This window comes from Pseudothioclava alba, assembly GCF_033100795.1.
In the GTDB taxonomy this organism is placed as follows: domain Bacteria; phylum Pseudomonadota; class Alphaproteobacteria; order Rhodobacterales; family Rhodobacteraceae; genus Pseudothioclava.
This window is the reverse complement of record NZ_JAWLVI010000001.1, coordinates 759,598-774,658: the sequence shown is the minus strand read 5'-3', so window position 1 is coordinate 774,658 and position 15,061 is coordinate 759,598. Positions and strand designations below refer to the sequence as shown.

Here is a 15,061-nt window from a genome sequence, read left to right as displayed (position 1 = left end):
TCTGACACAAGAATGATGAGGGTCGCATGACGCAATCTCGGGCAGAACAGCCGATGAAACTTGGGCTTTTGGGAGTGCTGACGCTGGCGCTGCCGCCTCTGTTCTGGGCGGGCAATTTCATCGTTGCGCGCGCCGCGCGGGGCGAGGTGCCGCCGGTTGCGCTGTCTTACGGGCGCTGGCTGATCGCGTTCCTGTGCCTATTGCCCTTTGCGATTGGCCCGATCCGGCGCGACTGGCCGCTGTATCGTGCGCATTGGAAGCGGGTTGCGCTTATATCCGTGCCGGGGGTTCTGGCCTTCAACTCGCTGGTTTATCTGGGGCTGCAATATACCGCCGCGACCAACGGGATGCTGCTGAACTCGACGATTCCGGTGCTTATTCTGGTGCTTGGGGCGCTGTTCTGGCATCAGTCTCTTGGGGCGATGCAGGGGATCGGGCTTGCGGTCTCGACCTTCGGAGTGGCGGTGGTGATCTTGCATGGCGAATGGGCGCGGCTTGTGGCGCTGGAGGTCTCGCAAGGTGACCTGATTATCTTTGCGGCGATGGTCTGCTGGGCGATCTATACGATGTGGCTGCGGTTTTTCCCCGTGGCGCTGAACCGGATCGGTTTTCTGACGGCGCAGATCGCGGTGACGCTGGTGCTGTTGCTGCCCTTCCTGCTGTGGGAGGTCGCCTCGGGGCGCGTGCCGGTCTGGTCGCCCGCATCCTTTGGCGCGCTGGTCTATGTGGGGATCGTGCCCTCGGTGCTGGCCTATCTGCTATATATGCGGGGCGTGGCGATTGCGGGACCTGCGCGGGCGGGGCTGTTTATCCACCTATTGCCGGTCTATGGCGCGGTGCTGTCCACGCTGTTTCTGGGCGAGGCGCTGGAGGCCTATCACGCGGTCGGTTTTGCGGCCATTCTGGGGGGCATTCTCATCGCCTCACGCGCCAGCCGCACGGCCTGAAAAACAAAGAGAATTGTGGCGCTTTTCCCTTGCATCACGGGGCGCATCCTCTATAAGGCCGCATCTTCCGCATTCACGTGAACCGGCGATGCCTCTCGTGGTGGGCCGCGGAAGTTTGGCCCCACCGTTGAAGCCGCCTTGAAAAACAGGAGCTTACATGCCGCTTTACGAGCATGTCCTCATTGCGCGTCAGGACCTGTCCAACGCGCAGGCTGAAGGCCTTATCGAACATTTCTCGACCATTCTCGCAGACAACGGCGGCAAAGTCGTTGAGCACGAGTACTGGGGCGTGAAAACCATGGCCTACAAGATCAACAAAAACCGTAAAGGCCACTATGCCTTCCTGAAAACCGACGCCCCCTCGGCTGCGGTGCAGGAAATGGAGCGCCTTGCCGGTCTGCATGACGACGTGATGCGCGTTCTGACCATCAAGGTCGACGCTCACGAAGAGGGCCCGTCGGTCCAGATGCAGAAACGCGACGAGCGCGAACCGCGCCGTGAGCGTCGTTGATCCGAGAAAGGGATAAAACCATGGCAAAACCGTTTTTCCGCCGCCGCAAGGTCTGCCCGTTCTCGGGCGAGAACGCGCCGAGCATCGACTACAAAGACACCCGTCTTCTGCAGCGCTACATCTCTGAGCGCGGCAAGATCGTCCCGGCCCGTATCACCGCCGTTTCGGCAAAGAAGCAGCGTGAACTCGCGCGCGCAATCAAACGCGCCCGTTTCCTCGCTCTGCTGCCCTACGCTGTGAAGTAAGGAGAAAGCACGATGCAAGTTATCCTTCTGGAACGTGTGGCCAAGCTTGGCCAGATGGGCGAAGTCGTGTCCGTCAAGGACGGCTACGGCCGCAACTTCCTGCTGCCGCAGGGCAAGGCGCTGCGCGCCTCGGAAGCCAACATCAAGGCCTTCGAAGCCCAGAAAGCCCAGCTTGAGGCCCGTAACCTCGAGACCAAGAAAGAAGCCGAAGCTCTTGGCGAAAAGCTGAACGGTCAGCAGTTCGTCGTGATCCGCTCGGCTTCCGACGCTGGCGCTCTGTATGGTTCGGTCACCACGCGTGACGCTTCCGACGCAGCGACCGCGGCTGGCTTCACGCTCGACCGCGCACAAGTTGCGCTGGCCAAGCCGATCAAAGACCTCGGCCTGCACGACGTGCACGTTCGCCTGCACCCCGAAGTCGATGTGGTCATCGTTCTGAACGTTGCCCGCTCGGTTGAAGAAGCAGACCTGCAAGCGACCGGCAAGTCGATCCAGGAACTCGCAGCCGAAGCCGAAGCTCAGGCCGAATTCGAGATCGCCGAACTGTTCGACGACATCGGCGGCGCGACCTCGGACGAGGACGAAGAGTAATCTTCCGCCCTTAGCGACAATCGGAAAACCGCGCCTTTCGGGGCGCGGTTTTTCTTTGGGCCGAAACCGGCAAAGCAAAACGCCGCCTGCATTTCTGCGGGCGGCGTTTTGGGTCGGTGGGGGAGGAAAGGGTCAGCGCTTGTAGCACTTCGACTTGGAGCCGAAGCCCGCGGGCGAGCAGATCCAGCTGCCATTGCCCAAGGGCGCTTTGACCTTGGTGACGCTCAGGCTGACCTGCGGCTGTGCGCCCTGGCCCTTGCGCCAGTCAAAGCGTGCCGAGCCTTTGCCAGCATAGCTTTTTGCCGCTGTTTCGACTAGAATGTTGGTATCTGCTCGGGTTTCCGCTTGAACGGCGAAACCGGTGACAGAGAGGCTAACGCCGACGATCAGCGCCAGCGAGAAACGTTTGAAAAGCTGAATAGCAGGCATTGCTCGACCCCTTACATTTGGCGCAGAACCTTGGTTTATGGTCCGTTAACGCTCTTTCGCTTATGAGATGCGCATTTTCTCGTTAAGGGTCAATCTGAGCTTAGGTATGTCCTCTTTGTGTCAAAAGAGAGCGTGATCGGCAAAAGGTAACGCGCGGAAAACTTTTCCGCGCGTTACCAGTTGTTTGGGGGCTATACTTTAGATCAATATATAGTGGCGAATTTTTGCTCACCCACTGAATTATTTCAGCACCTGGTTCTTCACGCGCCAGTCAGGCGTGCCAAAACCCTCGGGCCAGGGGTAAACCTCGGGTTGGTTGAAGTAGGACACCCCCACCAGATTCGGGTATTGCGGCTTCTCCTGACGCACCGCGTTGTTCCACATATCGACATAGGCCTGATCGCCGACAAACCCGAGTTCCGCCACGGCGATCGGCTTGCCAAAGGCGGCGGCGCGTTCATAGCGTGGCCCGAAGATCTCGTCGAAGCTGCGGTCATGGCCGTATTTCGCGCGGTCCCATGCCTGAAGCCCGAACACCGTCAGCCCGATGATGTCGGCATAATCGTCGCCCGGATAATAGCGCGCCATCTCGCCATCGCCCAAGGGCGACCACATGACCGAGATATTCGGTGCGCTCGCGCGGCAGACGTCGATCATGTGGCGATAGGCGTTAATATAGGTTCGCGGCTCCCATCCGGCCCAGATGAACTGGCCCGAGCGGTCGTCCATCTCATGCGCGAAACGCAGCGTGACCTGACTTTTCAGCGTCGCCAGCACATCGCAAACCGCTTTCATATTGGCGTCATAGGTGCCGTTCTCGATCCCGCGGCGCAGATATTGCGCGGTGTTGCGTTCGCTGCGCGACCACGTCCACGGCTCCAGCGTCACCAGAAGCGCGCGCTCGCGCTCCATCGCATAGGCGTCAGCGTCGTTCAGTGAGGGGAGGTAGACGTCCTCCCACGGCAGGAACAGATGCTCGATCACCACCTGCCGGTCGCCCGAGAAATCCCCGTCCGGGTCATAGACCCCGAAGGGCAGCGTTCCGGGAGGGGCCGCGTTCACGACCGATCCCCCAAGCAGCGCGGCCAGCGCGCCGACGGCTATCCATTTACCAGTCTGTTTCATCGGATTACCCCTTATCTACTGCCGGTTTCATTCAAGCCAACCCGGCAAAAAACGAAGTCTCACATCACCCGGCCGCCCCATTCCGGCGCCCGAAACCACATACTCCACACTCGAAAGCCGCATCGGCATCAGGCCCACGGCCAGCGCGTGCAGGCTTTCCTCGGCCCGAAGTGTGGTTGCCCACGCTCCGAGTGCGATAATCACGCTCAACCCCGCCAGATAGCCCGCCACCATCCCCTGCATCGCGCGCATCGCGGCGATGCCCCTGTGCTCCCAGAGGTGGCGCAGAAGGATCGTGGCCAGCAGCGCGCAATAGAGAAACGCGTTCACCAGCGAGAGCAGATAGAACCCGCGCGCCTGCGTGACCTCCGAGACCGTCAGCACCGGCAAAAGCGCGCCAAGCGCCAGCCCCGCGTAAAGCAGCATGATCCTGGCGGGCAGCGCGACGGACGCGGCCTCGCCCTTCGGCGTGATGCGGAAATCGACGAATTTGCCGGTGATCCGGTCGCGCAGAGCCATCAGGCAGCCCCACATCACCCACGGCCATTGGAGCACCACGAACAGTGCTTTTTCCCAGGCGATGACCTTGGCGTCTTGTGGGCGGAAAAACCCGTCGCGCCGGATTTCCCGCGCGAAGGCCACCATAACCGCGACGGCGGGCAGCGAATGGCCCAGAAACGCCGGATAGGTCACATCGGCGAAACGGATGTCGAAGGTGACCGCGAGGATCGGCACGAAATACATCAGCGCCATCGTGATCGCGAAGAACGCATACCAGCTTTGGCAGAGCAAAAAGAGCAGCTTCAGCCGCAGCGGCAGCCGGCCCAGATAGGCGGGCGTGTAGCGCAGCAAGAGCGTCATCAGGGAGCGCGACCACTGGAACTCTTGCGTCACCAGATCGGGCAGGGTGGCAGGACCGTCGCCAATCGCAATCGCGTCCATCGCATGCACGCCCCGCCATCCCGCCGCCGAGATCAGCATCGTTGTCGAATGATCCTCGGCCAGTTCGGGCCCAAGCCCGCCCGCCTGTCGCAGCGCCCTGGTGCGCACCGCGTAATGCGAGCCGATGCACATCGGCGTCAGGACGCCTGTGTAGCCCGCCTGAAAGATCCCGTGAAAGGCGGCCTCGGAGAACAGGCGCGTGCGCGCGGCCCAGCTTTCGCGCGCATTCGACGAACAGATCGAGGGCGCCGAGACATAGCCCACCGCCTCATCGGCGAAGGGGCGCAGTATCTCGCGCAGGTAGCCCTTTTGCGGCACATGATCGCTGTCAAGCTGGCTGACGATGTCGTAATTCGCATAGCCCCAAGTATCGTAGAAATAGGCAAGGTTGCCCTCTTTGCAGCGCGTGCGGCGGGGCCATTCGGCGCGGTGATAGGCGTCCTGCCCCTTACGCGTCGAAACCTGAACCCCGTTCGCTGCGCACCATGCCAGCGTGGCCTCGGACGGGTCTTCATCGGCCAGCCATGTGTCATGCGGGTAGTCCTGCGCCAGCATCGCCTCCAGCGTCTTGCGCACCACGGGGAAAGGCTCGGACGGGGTTTTCGTCGTCACCATCGCGACGCGCCACTGCCCCGCCACGGGGTCGGGCGCTGCCGAGCGGCGCGCGTGCAAAAAGACCAGCACGAAATAAAGCTGCATCCCCCAGATCCACAGCATCGCCGCAGTGACGCCCCAGTATCTCCACGCCCCGATGATATGCGAGGGCATCAGCCACCAGAGCCAGAACCACGCCGCGGCGATCAGCCAGAGCGCCACAATCGCGCGGTATTTCCACGCCTTCCGGCCGCTGAATACCGGCGCCAGCAGGGGGCGCGGATCAAGGGCCGGATGATGGGGGCGGGGGGTCATGCGGCACTCGTGAGTATCCTGTGTCCGAACCATGGGGCGGCATGGGCGACGATCCGGTCGAGGTCGCGAAACTGCGCGGAGAACCCAAGCACGGCTTCGGCGCGGTGCGGGTCGGCGGTCAGTTCCGCCGGATCGCCCGTGCGGCGGGGTTCAAAGGTGACGGGCACCTCGCGCCCTGTGACACGCTCGACCGAGGCGATGACCTCGCGCACCGAAACCCCGCGCCCCGTGCCAAGGTTCAGCGCCACGCTCTCGCCGCCCTTGGCCAGATGCTCCAGCGCCAGAAGATGCGCGCGCGCCAGATCGTGCACATGGATATAGTCGCGGATGCAGGTGCCGTCGGGTGTCGGGTAGTCCGTGCCAAAGACCCTGAGCGCCGGACCCATCCCCGAGGCCGCCATCAGCGCCAGCGGGATCAGATGGGTTTCGGGCAGGTGGCGCTCTCCGATTACGCCGTCAGGGTCAGCGCCCGCCGCGTTGAAATAGCGCAGCGCGGCGAAACGCGGACCCTTGGCAGCTTGGGCATCGCGCAGCATCCATTCGCAGACCAGTTTCGTCCGGCCATAAGGGTTGATCGGCGCCTGTGCGCAGGTTTCGGCAATCGGCAGATGCTCGGGCGTGCCATAGGTCGCGCAGCTTGACGAGAACACGATCTGCCCGACATGCGCCTTTTCCATCGCCCCCAGAAGGGCGCTCATGCCGCCCAGATTGTTGTCGTAATAGATCTGTGGATAGGCTGTGCTTTCTCCGACATAGGCGAGGGCGGCGAAATGGATCACCGCCTCGATCCGGTGCGCGATCAGCGCGCGCGTCAGGGTCTCGCGGTCGCGCAGGTCGGCCTCGACCAGCGGGCCCCATTTCACCATATCGCGATGCCCGCGCGAGAGGTTGTCATAGGTCACAGGCTCGCGCCCGGCCTCGGCCAGCGCCTTGCAGCACTGCGCGCCAATATAGCCCGCGCCACCTGTGACCAATATCCTGTCGGGCAGGGTCATGCGACGGCCCCTCCACGGCGCAGGGTCTGGCCCTGTTCGATCTGCTCGCGGAAATAGGGGATCGTCGCCATCAGCCCCAGGCGCAGCGGCACATGCGGCTCCCATCCCAGCAGGCGTTTCGCGCGCCCGATGTCGGGGCGGCGCTGGTGCGGGTCGTCCTTGGGTAACGGATGGAACACGATGTCCGCGCGCGCATCTGTCATCTCGCGCACCATCTGCGCCAGCTCAAGCATGTTGAACTCGCCCGGATTGCCAAGGTTCACAGGGTCCGAGATCGTCGGCAGGTCGCTATCGGCCTCCATCAGCGCCATCAGCCCGTCGAGCATATCCTCGACATAACAGAACGAGCGCGTCTGCGAGCCGTCGCCATAGACCGTCAGCGCCTGATCCTGCAGCGCCTGCACGATGAAATTCGACACGACGCGGCCATCTTCGGGGTCCATCCGCGGGCCATAGGTGTTGAATATCCGCGCGATCCGCACGTCGATCTGGCGCTGGCGGTGCATCTCGTAGAACAGGGTTTCGGTGGCGCGCTTGCCCTCGTCATAGCAGGCGCGCGGGCCGACGGTGTTGACCTGCCCGCGATAGGTCTCGGCCTGCGGGCTGATCTCGGGATCGCCGTAGACCTCGGAGGTCGAGCTTTGCAGGATGCGCGCGCTTTTAAGCTCGGCCACCCGTAACAGGTTCACCGCCCCGATGATCGAGGTCTTGAACGTGTGGATCGGATCGCTTTGGTATTTCGGCGGAGACGCCTGGCAGGCCAGATTGTAGATCTGGTCAACCGGCCCCGAGATACCGAACGGCTTGACTATGTCGTGCAGATAGAAGGCGAAATTCGGATGCGCGATCAGCCCGGCGATATTCTCGCTTCGCCCCGTGCTCAGATTGTCGATACAGATGACGCGCTCGCCCGCGTCGATCAGGCGTTTGCACAGGTTCGAGCCGATAAACCCCGCGCCGCCCGCGACGATAATGGTCCGTCTGGCTGCGGCGTGATCGAATGCGCTTGTGAAACCCGGCTTGAAAAAGCTCTTGTCAGACATCGCTACCCCCAAATACCACCCAAGAAACTGGGAACGGATACCGCTGAACGCCGGAACGAGGGTTACTCACACTAAGGCAAAAGAGCGTTCAAAGATGATGGTAACGAGTTTACGTTTTCTTCACCTTGATTCAGAGCATGAAAACATACGAAAGATATATACTTTTGGTTATTTAACATACGAAAGTTTCAACCTTTGGTGGAATTTCGGTTAAAACAGGCCCGAACTGGCCGGTTCCGCACATTGGTGCGCTGATTGAGTCGAAATGCCGGAACGGATGAAAACCGGAGCCGGTCCCCCCCACGTTCTGCGCAAGGGGGATCGGCTGGTTATCTACCCTGAAAGATCGCGCCGACAATATCGGGGCGCAGCACGCTGTCATTGCATCCCGGATCGTCCATCAACGCGCGGCAGGCGCGGTTCATCGCGCGGATCGTGCCTTTGCCAGCGTAGCCATCCAGAGGGCCGGAGTAGGTGCCTTGTGCGCGAAAGCGCGTTTGCAGCACATAGATCAGCGCATTCGGGTTGGCCTTGTAAAGCTCGACCCCGAGCCATGCCTCGCTATACCCCGGCGTGTCGGCCAGCTTGGCGGCCAGCGCCTTGCGCGCGGCGGATGTGGTGGCCTTTGCGGCCTCCAGCGTGACGCCGTATTGCCATTCCTCTTTCGGGCTAAGGAGCTTGGCATAGCGCGCCAGCAATGCCTCGGCCCTGGCGCGATCGCGGCGCACGTTCAGCCCGTTGCCATCGCGCAAAAGCGCAATCAGGAACCTGGCGGCTTCGGGGTTGCCTGCTTCGGCGGCGGTCTCCAGCCGCGCAAGCGTTTTCGGCCCGCTGGCGCGCATCGAGATCCCCCACATCTGCCGGATCGCATCGAGCACCTCGATCTTCTGGTTGCCCGCCGCACGCGCGGCCCCGGCATAGGCGTCGAACTTGCGCCGCGAGGCCGAGCCGCCACCCAGATAGCCATACATCGCCCCTTCAGCGAGGGTTGCAAGCGCGCTGGACTGGCCCATATCGGCGGCATCATTCAGATAGCCTTCCGCTTTGCGCGCGTTGCGTTCGCTCCACATCAGCATCTCGCCATATTGCCACAGCCCTTTGCCCTGATCCTTCTGGGCCGCCGCCTCGAACAACTCCAGCGCGCGCTTGTCGCTTTGCTTCACGCCGATGCCATACAGATAAAGCCCTCCAAGCGCGAGTTCGGCCTTCGGTTCTCCGGCGGCAATCGCCGCGTTCAGATAGCGCCGACCGGCGGTCACATCGCGCGGCAATATCCAGCCGCCGATCAGTTGCTCGCCAAGGGTTGTCTGGGCGGCGGTGCTGCCTTTCGCGGCGGCCTCGGCCAAAAGCGCCTGCGCGCGCGGCGGATCGGCCGGAATCGCCCCTCCCCACAAAAGCGCGCCGCCAAGCGCGGTTGTCGCCTCAAGGTCGCCCGCCTGCGCGGCCTCTTCCAGCAAGGGCAATCCGCGCGCGATGTCGGCGGGCAGATAATACCCGTCCGTCAAAATGCGCCCGAGCGCGGATTTCGCTTTGAGATCTCCTGCCTCGGCAGCTTGCCCCATCAGGGCAACCCCCGCGGCGATGTTTTGTGGCGTGTCATCCAGACCGTAGATCAATGTCTCTGCCTGCGCCCGCAAATCCGCCGCTGTCTGCTGCGCAGAACAGGGCAGGGGGGCAAGACAGATCAAAGCTACGACCGATCTCAGGACGGCCCCACCAAGAGCATTCCCCACCATCGTCGGCTCCTATTGTAACCGCGGACAGAGTCGCGCCGGAGCGCGGGGTCTGTCCATGATCCGGAACAAACTATTGCGAATTTTGCGGACGGAAAGGTCTGAAACGCGAAAAGCCGCCCCGAAAGGCGGCTTTTGCTATGGTCGATCCGGTTGGGATCAGAGCTGGTCGAGCGCCTCGATGGCTTTCTCCAGATCTTCTTTCGAGACGGTTTTCTCGGTCACTTCGGCGCCATCGGCGATGAAATCGACAACCTTGTCCTCGAAAATCGGTGCGCGAAGCTGCTGTTGCATCTGCTGGTTCTGCTGCACAAATTCGAAGAATGCGCGTTCCTGGCCCGGATACTGGCGAGCCTGGTTCATGACAGCCTGCGTGAACTCGGCGTCGGTCACTTCGATCTCTTGCTTGCGGCCAACTTCGGCAAGCAGCAGGCCAAGGCGCACGCGGCGCTCGGCGAGCTTCTTGTGCTCGTCGGTGGTCTCGATCGAGCCGTGGTCATGGCCGTGGTGATCGGGGTTTTCCTCGTGCCAGAGCTGGTGCGCGATTTGGCCGGCCTCGGCCTCGACGAGGGTCGGCGGCAGGTCGAATTTCACCTTGTCGTCAAGCTGGTCCAGCAGGCCGCGCTTGAGGATCTGGCGGGCAGCACCGGTGTATTCGGCTTCCAGACGCTCGGCGATCTGGCCTTTCAGCGCAGCAAGGTCTTCAGCGCCGAATTTCTGGGCCAGCTCGTCGTTGATCTCGGCCTCTTTCGGGGCTTTGACGTTATGCACGGTGCACTTGAACAGGGCTTCTTTGCCAGCCAGATGCGCGGCACCATAGTTCTCGGGGAAGGACACGGTCACTTCGACGGCTTCTTCGGCTTTGGCGCCGACGAGCTGGTCCTCAAAACCCGGGATGAACGAGCCGGAGCCGAGAACGAGCGGGTAGCCTTCGCCCTTGCCGCCCTCAAAAGCTTCGCCGTCGATGAAGCCTTCGAAGTCGATCACAACCTGGTCGCCGTCTTTCGCTTTCGAGCCTTTGCGGCGGTCAGCGAAGTCTTGCACGGTTTTTGCGAGGTTTTCCAGAGCCTCGGTCACAGCGGCGTCTTCTGCCTTGACGACCAGACGCTCGAGCTTGAGACCCTTGACGTCGAACTCGGGGATTTCCGGCAGCGCTTCGTAGGACACGTTCACGACAACGTCGTTGCCCGGCTTCCAGGTTTCGCCGTTTTCCATTTCGATCTTCGGCTGCAGCGCGGGGCGGTCGCCCGACTTTTCGAAATGCTCGGACATCGCGCCGTCGACAGCTTCCTGCATCGCTTCGCCGATCAGGCGGTCGCCGTAGGTCTTGCGCAGCATCGCCATCGGAACCTTGCCCTTGCGGAAGCCTTTCATCTCGATGTCGGGCTGAGCCTCTTCGAGTTTCGCGGTGACTTTGGCGTCAAGTTCTGCGCCCGAGATGGTGATCTGGTAGCCGCGCTTGAGGCCGTCGTTGAGGGTCTCGGTGACCTGCATGGGATGTCCTTTGTTCTTGGGCCGCGGGCAAGGCCGCGGGGCAAACAGAATTTCAGGCGCCCTTCTATTGGGCGCGCGCCTTGGAAGCAAGGCGAAATCGGGGAATTTCGTGGCTCCCACCACGGCTTTCGCCGTCGCTTGGGAAAGATGGTGCGGGTGAAGGGACTCGAACCCCCACGCCAAAGGCGCCAGAACCTAAATCTGGTGCGTCTACCAATTCCGCCACACCCGCATCTGGCGCGCCTTCTAGCAATTGCGCGGGGCGGCATGAAGGGGAAAAACAGCCTTTGGCAAAAAAAGTCTCGCGTCGTGAATCGAAGTTGAGTAGGCTTTGGTTAATAAAGGTTAACGGGCGTAAGACCCGTCGTGTGTAAAGAGTAAAAAGACCGGACGAACGACCGGCATAAAAACAAAGCGGGCGCAAAGCCCGCTCGGGCAGGCAGTAACAGAGCAGGTGATCCGATGGTGGAAAATACCATGGGAGTGGGTGTGGGGCAGAATGCCTCTCTTTTTCTCTATGATAATGAAACGTCCAATGGCTCCGCGCCGATCGGCGGGGTGGCGCAAGGCGCGCTGGTAATGACGCTGGATGGCGAATTGCCGGTCGAGTTCCTGAGCGTCGGGGATCGGGTGATTACCCGTGGTGGCGCGCGGGTGCTGGCATCGCTTGAGGTGGTGACGCGCTCGGGCGAGATGGTGCGCATCCAGCCCGGTGCCCTGGGGCACGAGCGGCCCGGGCACGAGCTGTTGCTCCCGCCCGAGACGCGGATATTCCTGCGCGATTGGCGGGCGGAGGCGCTTTACGGCGCGAAGACCGCCCTTGTTCCGGTGCACCGTTTGGTGGATGGCGAGTTCGTCACCTGCGTCAGTGTTGCGCAAAAGCGGGTCTTCATCCTCGGGTTCGAGAGCGAGGAGATCATCTACGTCGATGGCGTCCAGCTTGCGACCGAGCCTGTGCGCGTCGGCGCAAAGGTCTGATCGTCAGGACAGAAGCGCGCGCAGCACCTTGGGCAGTTCGTCGGGCAGATCCTCGGCGATCAGCCCGGGGCCGAAGCTGCGCGCAGCCTCGACATGGAGCCAGGCGCCGGTGCAGGTCGCGTCGAAGGGCGCAAAGCCGCGCGCCAGCAATCCGCAGATGATCCCCGCCAGCACATCGCCCGATCCGGCGGTCGCAAGCCAGGGCGCCGCGCGTTCGCCGCGCGAAAGATGAACGGCGACATCGCCTGCGGTGGTGGCGATGGCGGTTTCCGGCCCCTTGAGGAGCACCGTGCAATGCGCGCGCGAAGCGGCCTGATCCGTTGCCTCGGCAAAGGTCAGCTCCCCCGCCGTCAGCGCCGTCTCCAGGTCGGGGAAGAGCCGCGCGAACTCGCCCCGATGGGGCGTCATCACCACGTCTTTGTGCAACAGGGCAAACAGCCGTTCGGGGTCTGGCATGAAGGCCGAGATTGCATCGGCATCCAGAACCGTCGGGCGCTCACCGCGAAGCGCTGCCGGCACCATCGCCTCGGCGCGCGCGATGCCAAGGCCCGGACCAAGGCAAAGCGCGGTGATGCGCGGATCTTCCAGCATCCCGCGCAGCGAATAGGCGTCGGGCAGGCATTCGAGCATGATCGCATTCAGATGCGCCGCGTTCTCGCTGATCGCGGTTTTCGGCGCCAGTAGCGTGACCAGCCCGGCGCCAACCCGCAAGGCTGCACGCGCCGCCAGCCGCGCCGCGCCGCCCTTGCCATGCCCGCCCGCCAGAACAAGCGCGTGTCCGTGCCCGTATTTATGCGCCTCGACCTGCTTGTCGAGAGCGTTGCGCAGCGCGTCGGTCAGGATGAATTCGTTGGGCATTTGAGGCTCCGTTCGGGCGAAAGGTCAGGGCAGCGTAGCGCAGGAGTTTCAGGATTGGGTTAACAAGGGTCAGAGGCCAATATCCGTGTCGATGACGGGCACGCCAGGCGCCGGCACGCTCCGTCGGTTCCGGGCCCGTCACTGCACCTGACTCGATTGCGGCGAGTTCTGCGGCGCGCATTTGGGCGGATGTCAGAATTTCGGTCATTTTGGCGCCGAAAAAAGTTTTCAAACTGCTTGCCCTGTATGCGAAGCGATGAAAAATTAGGCATATATTGTGGAATCCCGCTGCACTCCGCATTGACCCAAGGCTACCCGATTGCGGCGCCTCAAGGAAAGTGGTCTGAGAGTGAGCGAACAACCTGACGGGGGAGTCGGCTGCATGAAAAAGGTCGAAGCGATCATCAAGCCCTTCAAGCTGGATGAAGTGAAAGAAGCGCTGCAAGAAGCCGGTATTCAGGGTCTTTCGGTGATCGAGGTCAAAGGCTTCGGCCGTCAGAAAGGCCACACGGAACTCTATCGCGGCGCCGAATATGTCGTGGACTTCCTGCCCAAGGTGAAAATCGAGATGGTGCTGCCCGACGATATGGTCGATGCCGCCATCGAAGCGATTACCTCCGCCGCCCGCACCGAGAAAATCGGTGACGGCAAGATTTTTGTCTCGCCCATTGAACAGGCGATCCGCATCCGCACCGGCGAAACCGGCGACGACGCGGTCTGAGACAGATGACATTCGGGCAACGCGCCCGTGACCCCATGCTCAAATGAAAGGGTAAAGTGACCATGAGCGATATTAAAAATGCTCTGAAGCTGATGAAGGACGAAGAAGTCGAATACGTTGATGTTCGCTTCACCGACCCCAAAGGCAAACTCCAGCACGTGACGCTGATCGTTGACGAAGTCGACGAGGACTTCTTCGAAGACGGTTTCATGTTCGACGGTTCGTCGATCGCGGGCTGGAAGTCGATCGAACAGTCCGACATGAAGCTCATCCCCGATGCGTCGTCGGTCTACATCGACCCCTTCTACGCGGAAAAAACCATGTGCGTGCACTGCACCGTGGTCGAGCCGGACACCGGCGAGCCCTATGCCCGCGACCCGCGCGGCACCGCACAGAAAGCAGAAGCCTACCTCAAGGCTTCGGGCATCGGCGACACCTCGTATTTCGGGCCGGAAGCCGAATTCTTCCTGTTCGACGACGTGCGCTTCTCGGTCGAGATGAACAAAGTTTCGTTCGAAGTCGACGCGATTGACGCGGCATGGAACTCGGACACCTCGTATGAGATGGGCAACATGGGCCACCGTCCGGGCATCAAGGGCGGCTACTTCCCGGTCAACCCGATCGACGACGCACAAGACCTGCGCGGCGAGATGCTGACCACCATGAAGCGCATGGGCATCAAGGTCGACAAGCACCACCACGAGGTTGCCTCGTGCCAGCACGAGCTTGGCATGGTGTTCGGCGGGCTGACCCAGCAGGCTGACAACATCCAGAAATACAAATACGTCATTCACAACGTGGCGCACGCATACGGCAAATCGGCAACCTTCATGCCGAAGCCGATCGCAGGCGACAACGGCTCGGGTATGCATGTGAACATGTCGATCTGGAAAGACGGCAAGCCGCTGTTCGCTGGCGACAAATACGCTGACCTCTCGCAAGAGGCGCTGTATTTCATCGGCGGTATCCTGAAGCACTCGAAGTCGCTCAACGCCTTCACCAACCCGTCGACGAACTCCTACAAGCGTCTGATCCCGGGCTTTGAAGCCCCCGTTCTGCGCGCGTTCTCGGCGCGTAACCGTTCGGGCTGCGTCCGTATTCCGTGGGCCGAGTCGCCCAAGGCCAAGCGCGTCGAAGCCCGCTTCCCCGATCCGGCAGCGAACCCCTATCTGGCATTCGCGGCCCTGATGATGGCTGGCCTTGACGGCATCAAGAACAAGATTGATCCCGGCCCGGCAATGGACAAGAACCTCTACGATCTGCCGCCCGAAGAGCTGGCTGGCATCGAGACCGTTTGCGGCTCGCTGCGTGAGGCTCTGGACGAGCTGCAGAAGGACATGGATTACCTGCTCGCAGGCGACGTGTTCACCAAGGACCAGATCCAGGGTTACATCGACCTCAAGATGGAAGAAGTGTATGCCTACGAGCACACCCCCCATCCGGTCGAATACAAAATGTACTACAGCTGCTAATCGGCACTGTCAGTGGTTCGGGAAGGGCGCCTTTGGGCGCCCTTTCTTTTTGCCGCGGCGCGGGGGCG

At 61.8% G+C, this 15,061-nt stretch carries 15 protein-coding genes and 1 tRNA gene; 7 read left to right on the top strand and 9 right to left on the bottom strand.

Annotated features, from left to right (window positions below):
* Nucleotides 1-26 precede the first annotated feature (26 nt).
* The 4 genes from RYZ20_RS03775 (at nucleotide 27) to rplI (ending at nucleotide 2,294) form a co-directional block, all read left to right on the top strand.
* Nucleotides 27-947 carry a DMT family transporter gene (locus RYZ20_RS03775; protein ID WP_317670530.1) on the top strand — a complete coding sequence of 307 codons (921 nt, stop codon included), beginning with the start codon at nucleotides 27-29 and terminating at the stop codon, nucleotides 945-947.
* 157 nt (nucleotides 948-1,104) lie between these two features.
* Complete coding sequence (gene rpsF / locus RYZ20_RS03770; RefSeq protein WP_317670529.1) at nucleotides 1,105-1,458, top strand: 30S ribosomal protein S6; 354 nt, start codon at nucleotides 1,105-1,107, stop codon at nucleotides 1,456-1,458.
* Nucleotides 1,459-1,478: 20 nt separating this feature from the next.
* On the top strand, nucleotides 1,479-1,703 hold the full coding sequence (rpsR, locus tag RYZ20_RS03765) for a 30S ribosomal protein S18 (RefSeq protein ID WP_317670528.1): 225 nt from the start codon (nucleotides 1,479-1,481) through the stop codon (nucleotides 1,701-1,703).
* A gap of 12 nt (nucleotides 1,704-1,715) precedes the next feature.
* Nucleotides 1,716-2,294 (top strand): 50S ribosomal protein L9, encoded by a 579-nt coding sequence (gene rplI / locus RYZ20_RS03760; RefSeq protein WP_317670527.1) that lies wholly within the window; start codon nucleotides 1,716-1,718, stop codon nucleotides 2,292-2,294.
* A 132-nt stretch (nucleotides 2,295-2,426) separates the two neighbouring features.
* Here the strand turns inward: rplI and RYZ20_RS03755 are convergent, their stop codons facing one another.
* From RYZ20_RS03755 to RYZ20_RS03720, 8 genes are all read right to left on the bottom strand, one after another.
* A complete protein-coding gene (locus RYZ20_RS03755) occupies nucleotides 2,427-2,723 on the bottom strand; it encodes a hypothetical protein (RefSeq protein ID WP_317670526.1) in 297 nt (98 codons plus the stop codon).
* 240 nt (nucleotides 2,724-2,963) lie between these two features.
* Entirely contained in the window at nucleotides 2,964-3,848 is an 885-nt protein-coding gene (locus RYZ20_RS03750) for a glycoside hydrolase family 26 protein (protein WP_317670525.1), read from the bottom strand.
* Nucleotides 3,849-3,875: 27 nt separating this feature from the next.
* The gene (locus tag RYZ20_RS03745) at nucleotides 3,876-5,699 is read right to left on the bottom strand and encodes a glycosyltransferase family 2 protein (RefSeq protein WP_317670524.1); all 1,824 of its coding nucleotides are present in this window, start codon (nucleotides 5,697-5,699) and stop codon (nucleotides 3,876-3,878) included.
* Nucleotides 5,696-6,688, bottom strand: a complete 993-nt coding sequence (gene galE / locus RYZ20_RS03740) for a UDP-glucose 4-epimerase GalE (RefSeq protein ID WP_317671334.1) — start codon at nucleotides 6,686-6,688, stop codon at nucleotides 5,696-5,698. Before galE ends, RYZ20_RS03745 begins: the two co-directional genes overlap by 4 nt.
* Before the next feature lie 2 nt (nucleotides 6,689-6,690).
* On the bottom strand, nucleotides 6,691-7,737 hold the full coding sequence (locus tag RYZ20_RS03735) for a UDP-glucuronic acid decarboxylase family protein (RefSeq protein WP_317670523.1): 1,047 nt from the start codon (nucleotides 7,735-7,737) through the stop codon (nucleotides 6,691-6,693).
* A gap of 329 nt (nucleotides 7,738-8,066) precedes the next feature.
* Nucleotides 8,067-9,473: a tetratricopeptide repeat protein gene (locus tag RYZ20_RS03730; RefSeq protein ID WP_317670522.1), complete on the bottom strand. Its 1,407-nt coding sequence runs from the start codon at nucleotides 9,471-9,473 to the stop codon at nucleotides 8,067-8,069.
* A 156-nt stretch (nucleotides 9,474-9,629) separates the two neighbouring features.
* Entirely contained in the window at nucleotides 9,630-10,964 is a 1,335-nt protein-coding gene (gene tig / locus RYZ20_RS03725) for a trigger factor (protein WP_317670521.1), read from the bottom strand.
* Nucleotides 10,965-11,112: 148 nt separating this feature from the next.
* Nucleotides 11,113-11,196, bottom strand: a tRNA-Leu gene (locus RYZ20_RS03720).
* 230 nt (nucleotides 11,197-11,426) lie between these two features.
* On the opposite strand from RYZ20_RS03720, the gene RYZ20_RS03715 reads away from it, so the two are divergent.
* Nucleotides 11,427-11,942 (top strand): Hint domain-containing protein, encoded by a 516-nt coding sequence (locus RYZ20_RS03715; protein WP_317670520.1) that lies wholly within the window; start codon nucleotides 11,427-11,429, stop codon nucleotides 11,940-11,942.
* A 3-nt stretch (nucleotides 11,943-11,945) separates the two neighbouring features.
* On the opposite strand, the gene RYZ20_RS03710 is transcribed toward RYZ20_RS03715, so the two are convergent.
* Nucleotides 11,946-12,800 carry an NAD(P)H-hydrate dehydratase gene (locus RYZ20_RS03710; RefSeq protein WP_317670519.1) on the bottom strand — a complete coding sequence of 285 codons (855 nt, stop codon included), beginning with the start codon at nucleotides 12,798-12,800 and terminating at the stop codon, nucleotides 11,946-11,948.
* A gap of 382 nt (nucleotides 12,801-13,182) precedes the next feature.
* Between RYZ20_RS03710 and RYZ20_RS03705 the strand changes: the two genes are divergently transcribed.
* Nucleotides 13,183-13,521: a P-II family nitrogen regulator gene (locus RYZ20_RS03705; RefSeq protein WP_317670518.1), complete on the top strand. Its 339-nt coding sequence runs from the start codon at nucleotides 13,183-13,185 to the stop codon at nucleotides 13,519-13,521.
* Between the two features lie 62 nt (nucleotides 13,522-13,583).
* Nucleotides 13,584-14,993: a type I glutamate--ammonia ligase gene (gene glnA, locus RYZ20_RS03700; RefSeq protein WP_317670517.1), complete on the top strand. Its 1,410-nt coding sequence runs from the start codon at nucleotides 13,584-13,586 to the stop codon at nucleotides 14,991-14,993.
* The last annotated feature ends 68 nt before the right edge of the window (nucleotides 14,994-15,061 follow it).

Coding starts and splice junctions, on each gene's coding strand:
- RYZ20_RS03710 (WP_317670519.1), bottom strand. CDS start 12,800: ATGCCCAACGAATTCATCCTGACCGACGCGCTGCGCAACGCTCTCGAC.
- RYZ20_RS03715 (WP_317670520.1), top strand. CDS start 11,427: ATGGTGGAAAATACCATGGGAGTGGGTGTGGGGCAGAATGCCTCTCTT.
- rpsF (WP_317670529.1), top strand. CDS start 1,105: ATGCCGCTTTACGAGCATGTCCTCATTGCGCGTCAGGACCTGTCCAAC.
- rpsR (WP_317670528.1), top strand. CDS start 1,479: ATGGCAAAACCGTTTTTCCGCCGCCGCAAGGTCTGCCCGTTCTCGGGC.
- rplI (WP_317670527.1), top strand. CDS start 1,716: ATGCAAGTTATCCTTCTGGAACGTGTGGCCAAGCTTGGCCAGATGGGC.
- RYZ20_RS03735 (WP_317670523.1), bottom strand. CDS start 7,737: ATGTCTGACAAGAGCTTTTTCAAGCCGGGTTTCACAAGCGCATTCGAT.
- glnA (WP_317670517.1), top strand. CDS start 13,584: ATGAGCGATATTAAAAATGCTCTGAAGCTGATGAAGGACGAAGAAGTC.
- RYZ20_RS03705 (WP_317670518.1), top strand. CDS start 13,183: ATGAAAAAGGTCGAAGCGATCATCAAGCCCTTCAAGCTGGATGAAGTG.
- RYZ20_RS03775 (WP_317670530.1), top strand. CDS start 27: ATGACGCAATCTCGGGCAGAACAGCCGATGAAACTTGGGCTTTTGGGA.
- RYZ20_RS03745 (WP_317670524.1), bottom strand. CDS start 5,699: ATGACCCCCCGCCCCCATCATCCGGCCCTTGATCCGCGCCCCCTGCTG.
- RYZ20_RS03730 (WP_317670522.1), bottom strand. CDS start 9,473: ATGGTGGGGAATGCTCTTGGTGGGGCCGTCCTGAGATCGGTCGTAGCT.
- tig (WP_317670521.1), bottom strand. CDS start 10,964: ATGCAGGTCACCGAGACCCTCAACGACGGCCTCAAGCGCGGCTACCAG.
- RYZ20_RS03750 (WP_317670525.1), bottom strand. CDS start 3,848: ATGAAACAGACTGGTAAATGGATAGCCGTCGGCGCGCTGGCCGCGCTG.
- RYZ20_RS03755 (WP_317670526.1), bottom strand. CDS start 2,723: ATGCCTGCTATTCAGCTTTTCAAACGTTTCTCGCTGGCGCTGATCGTC.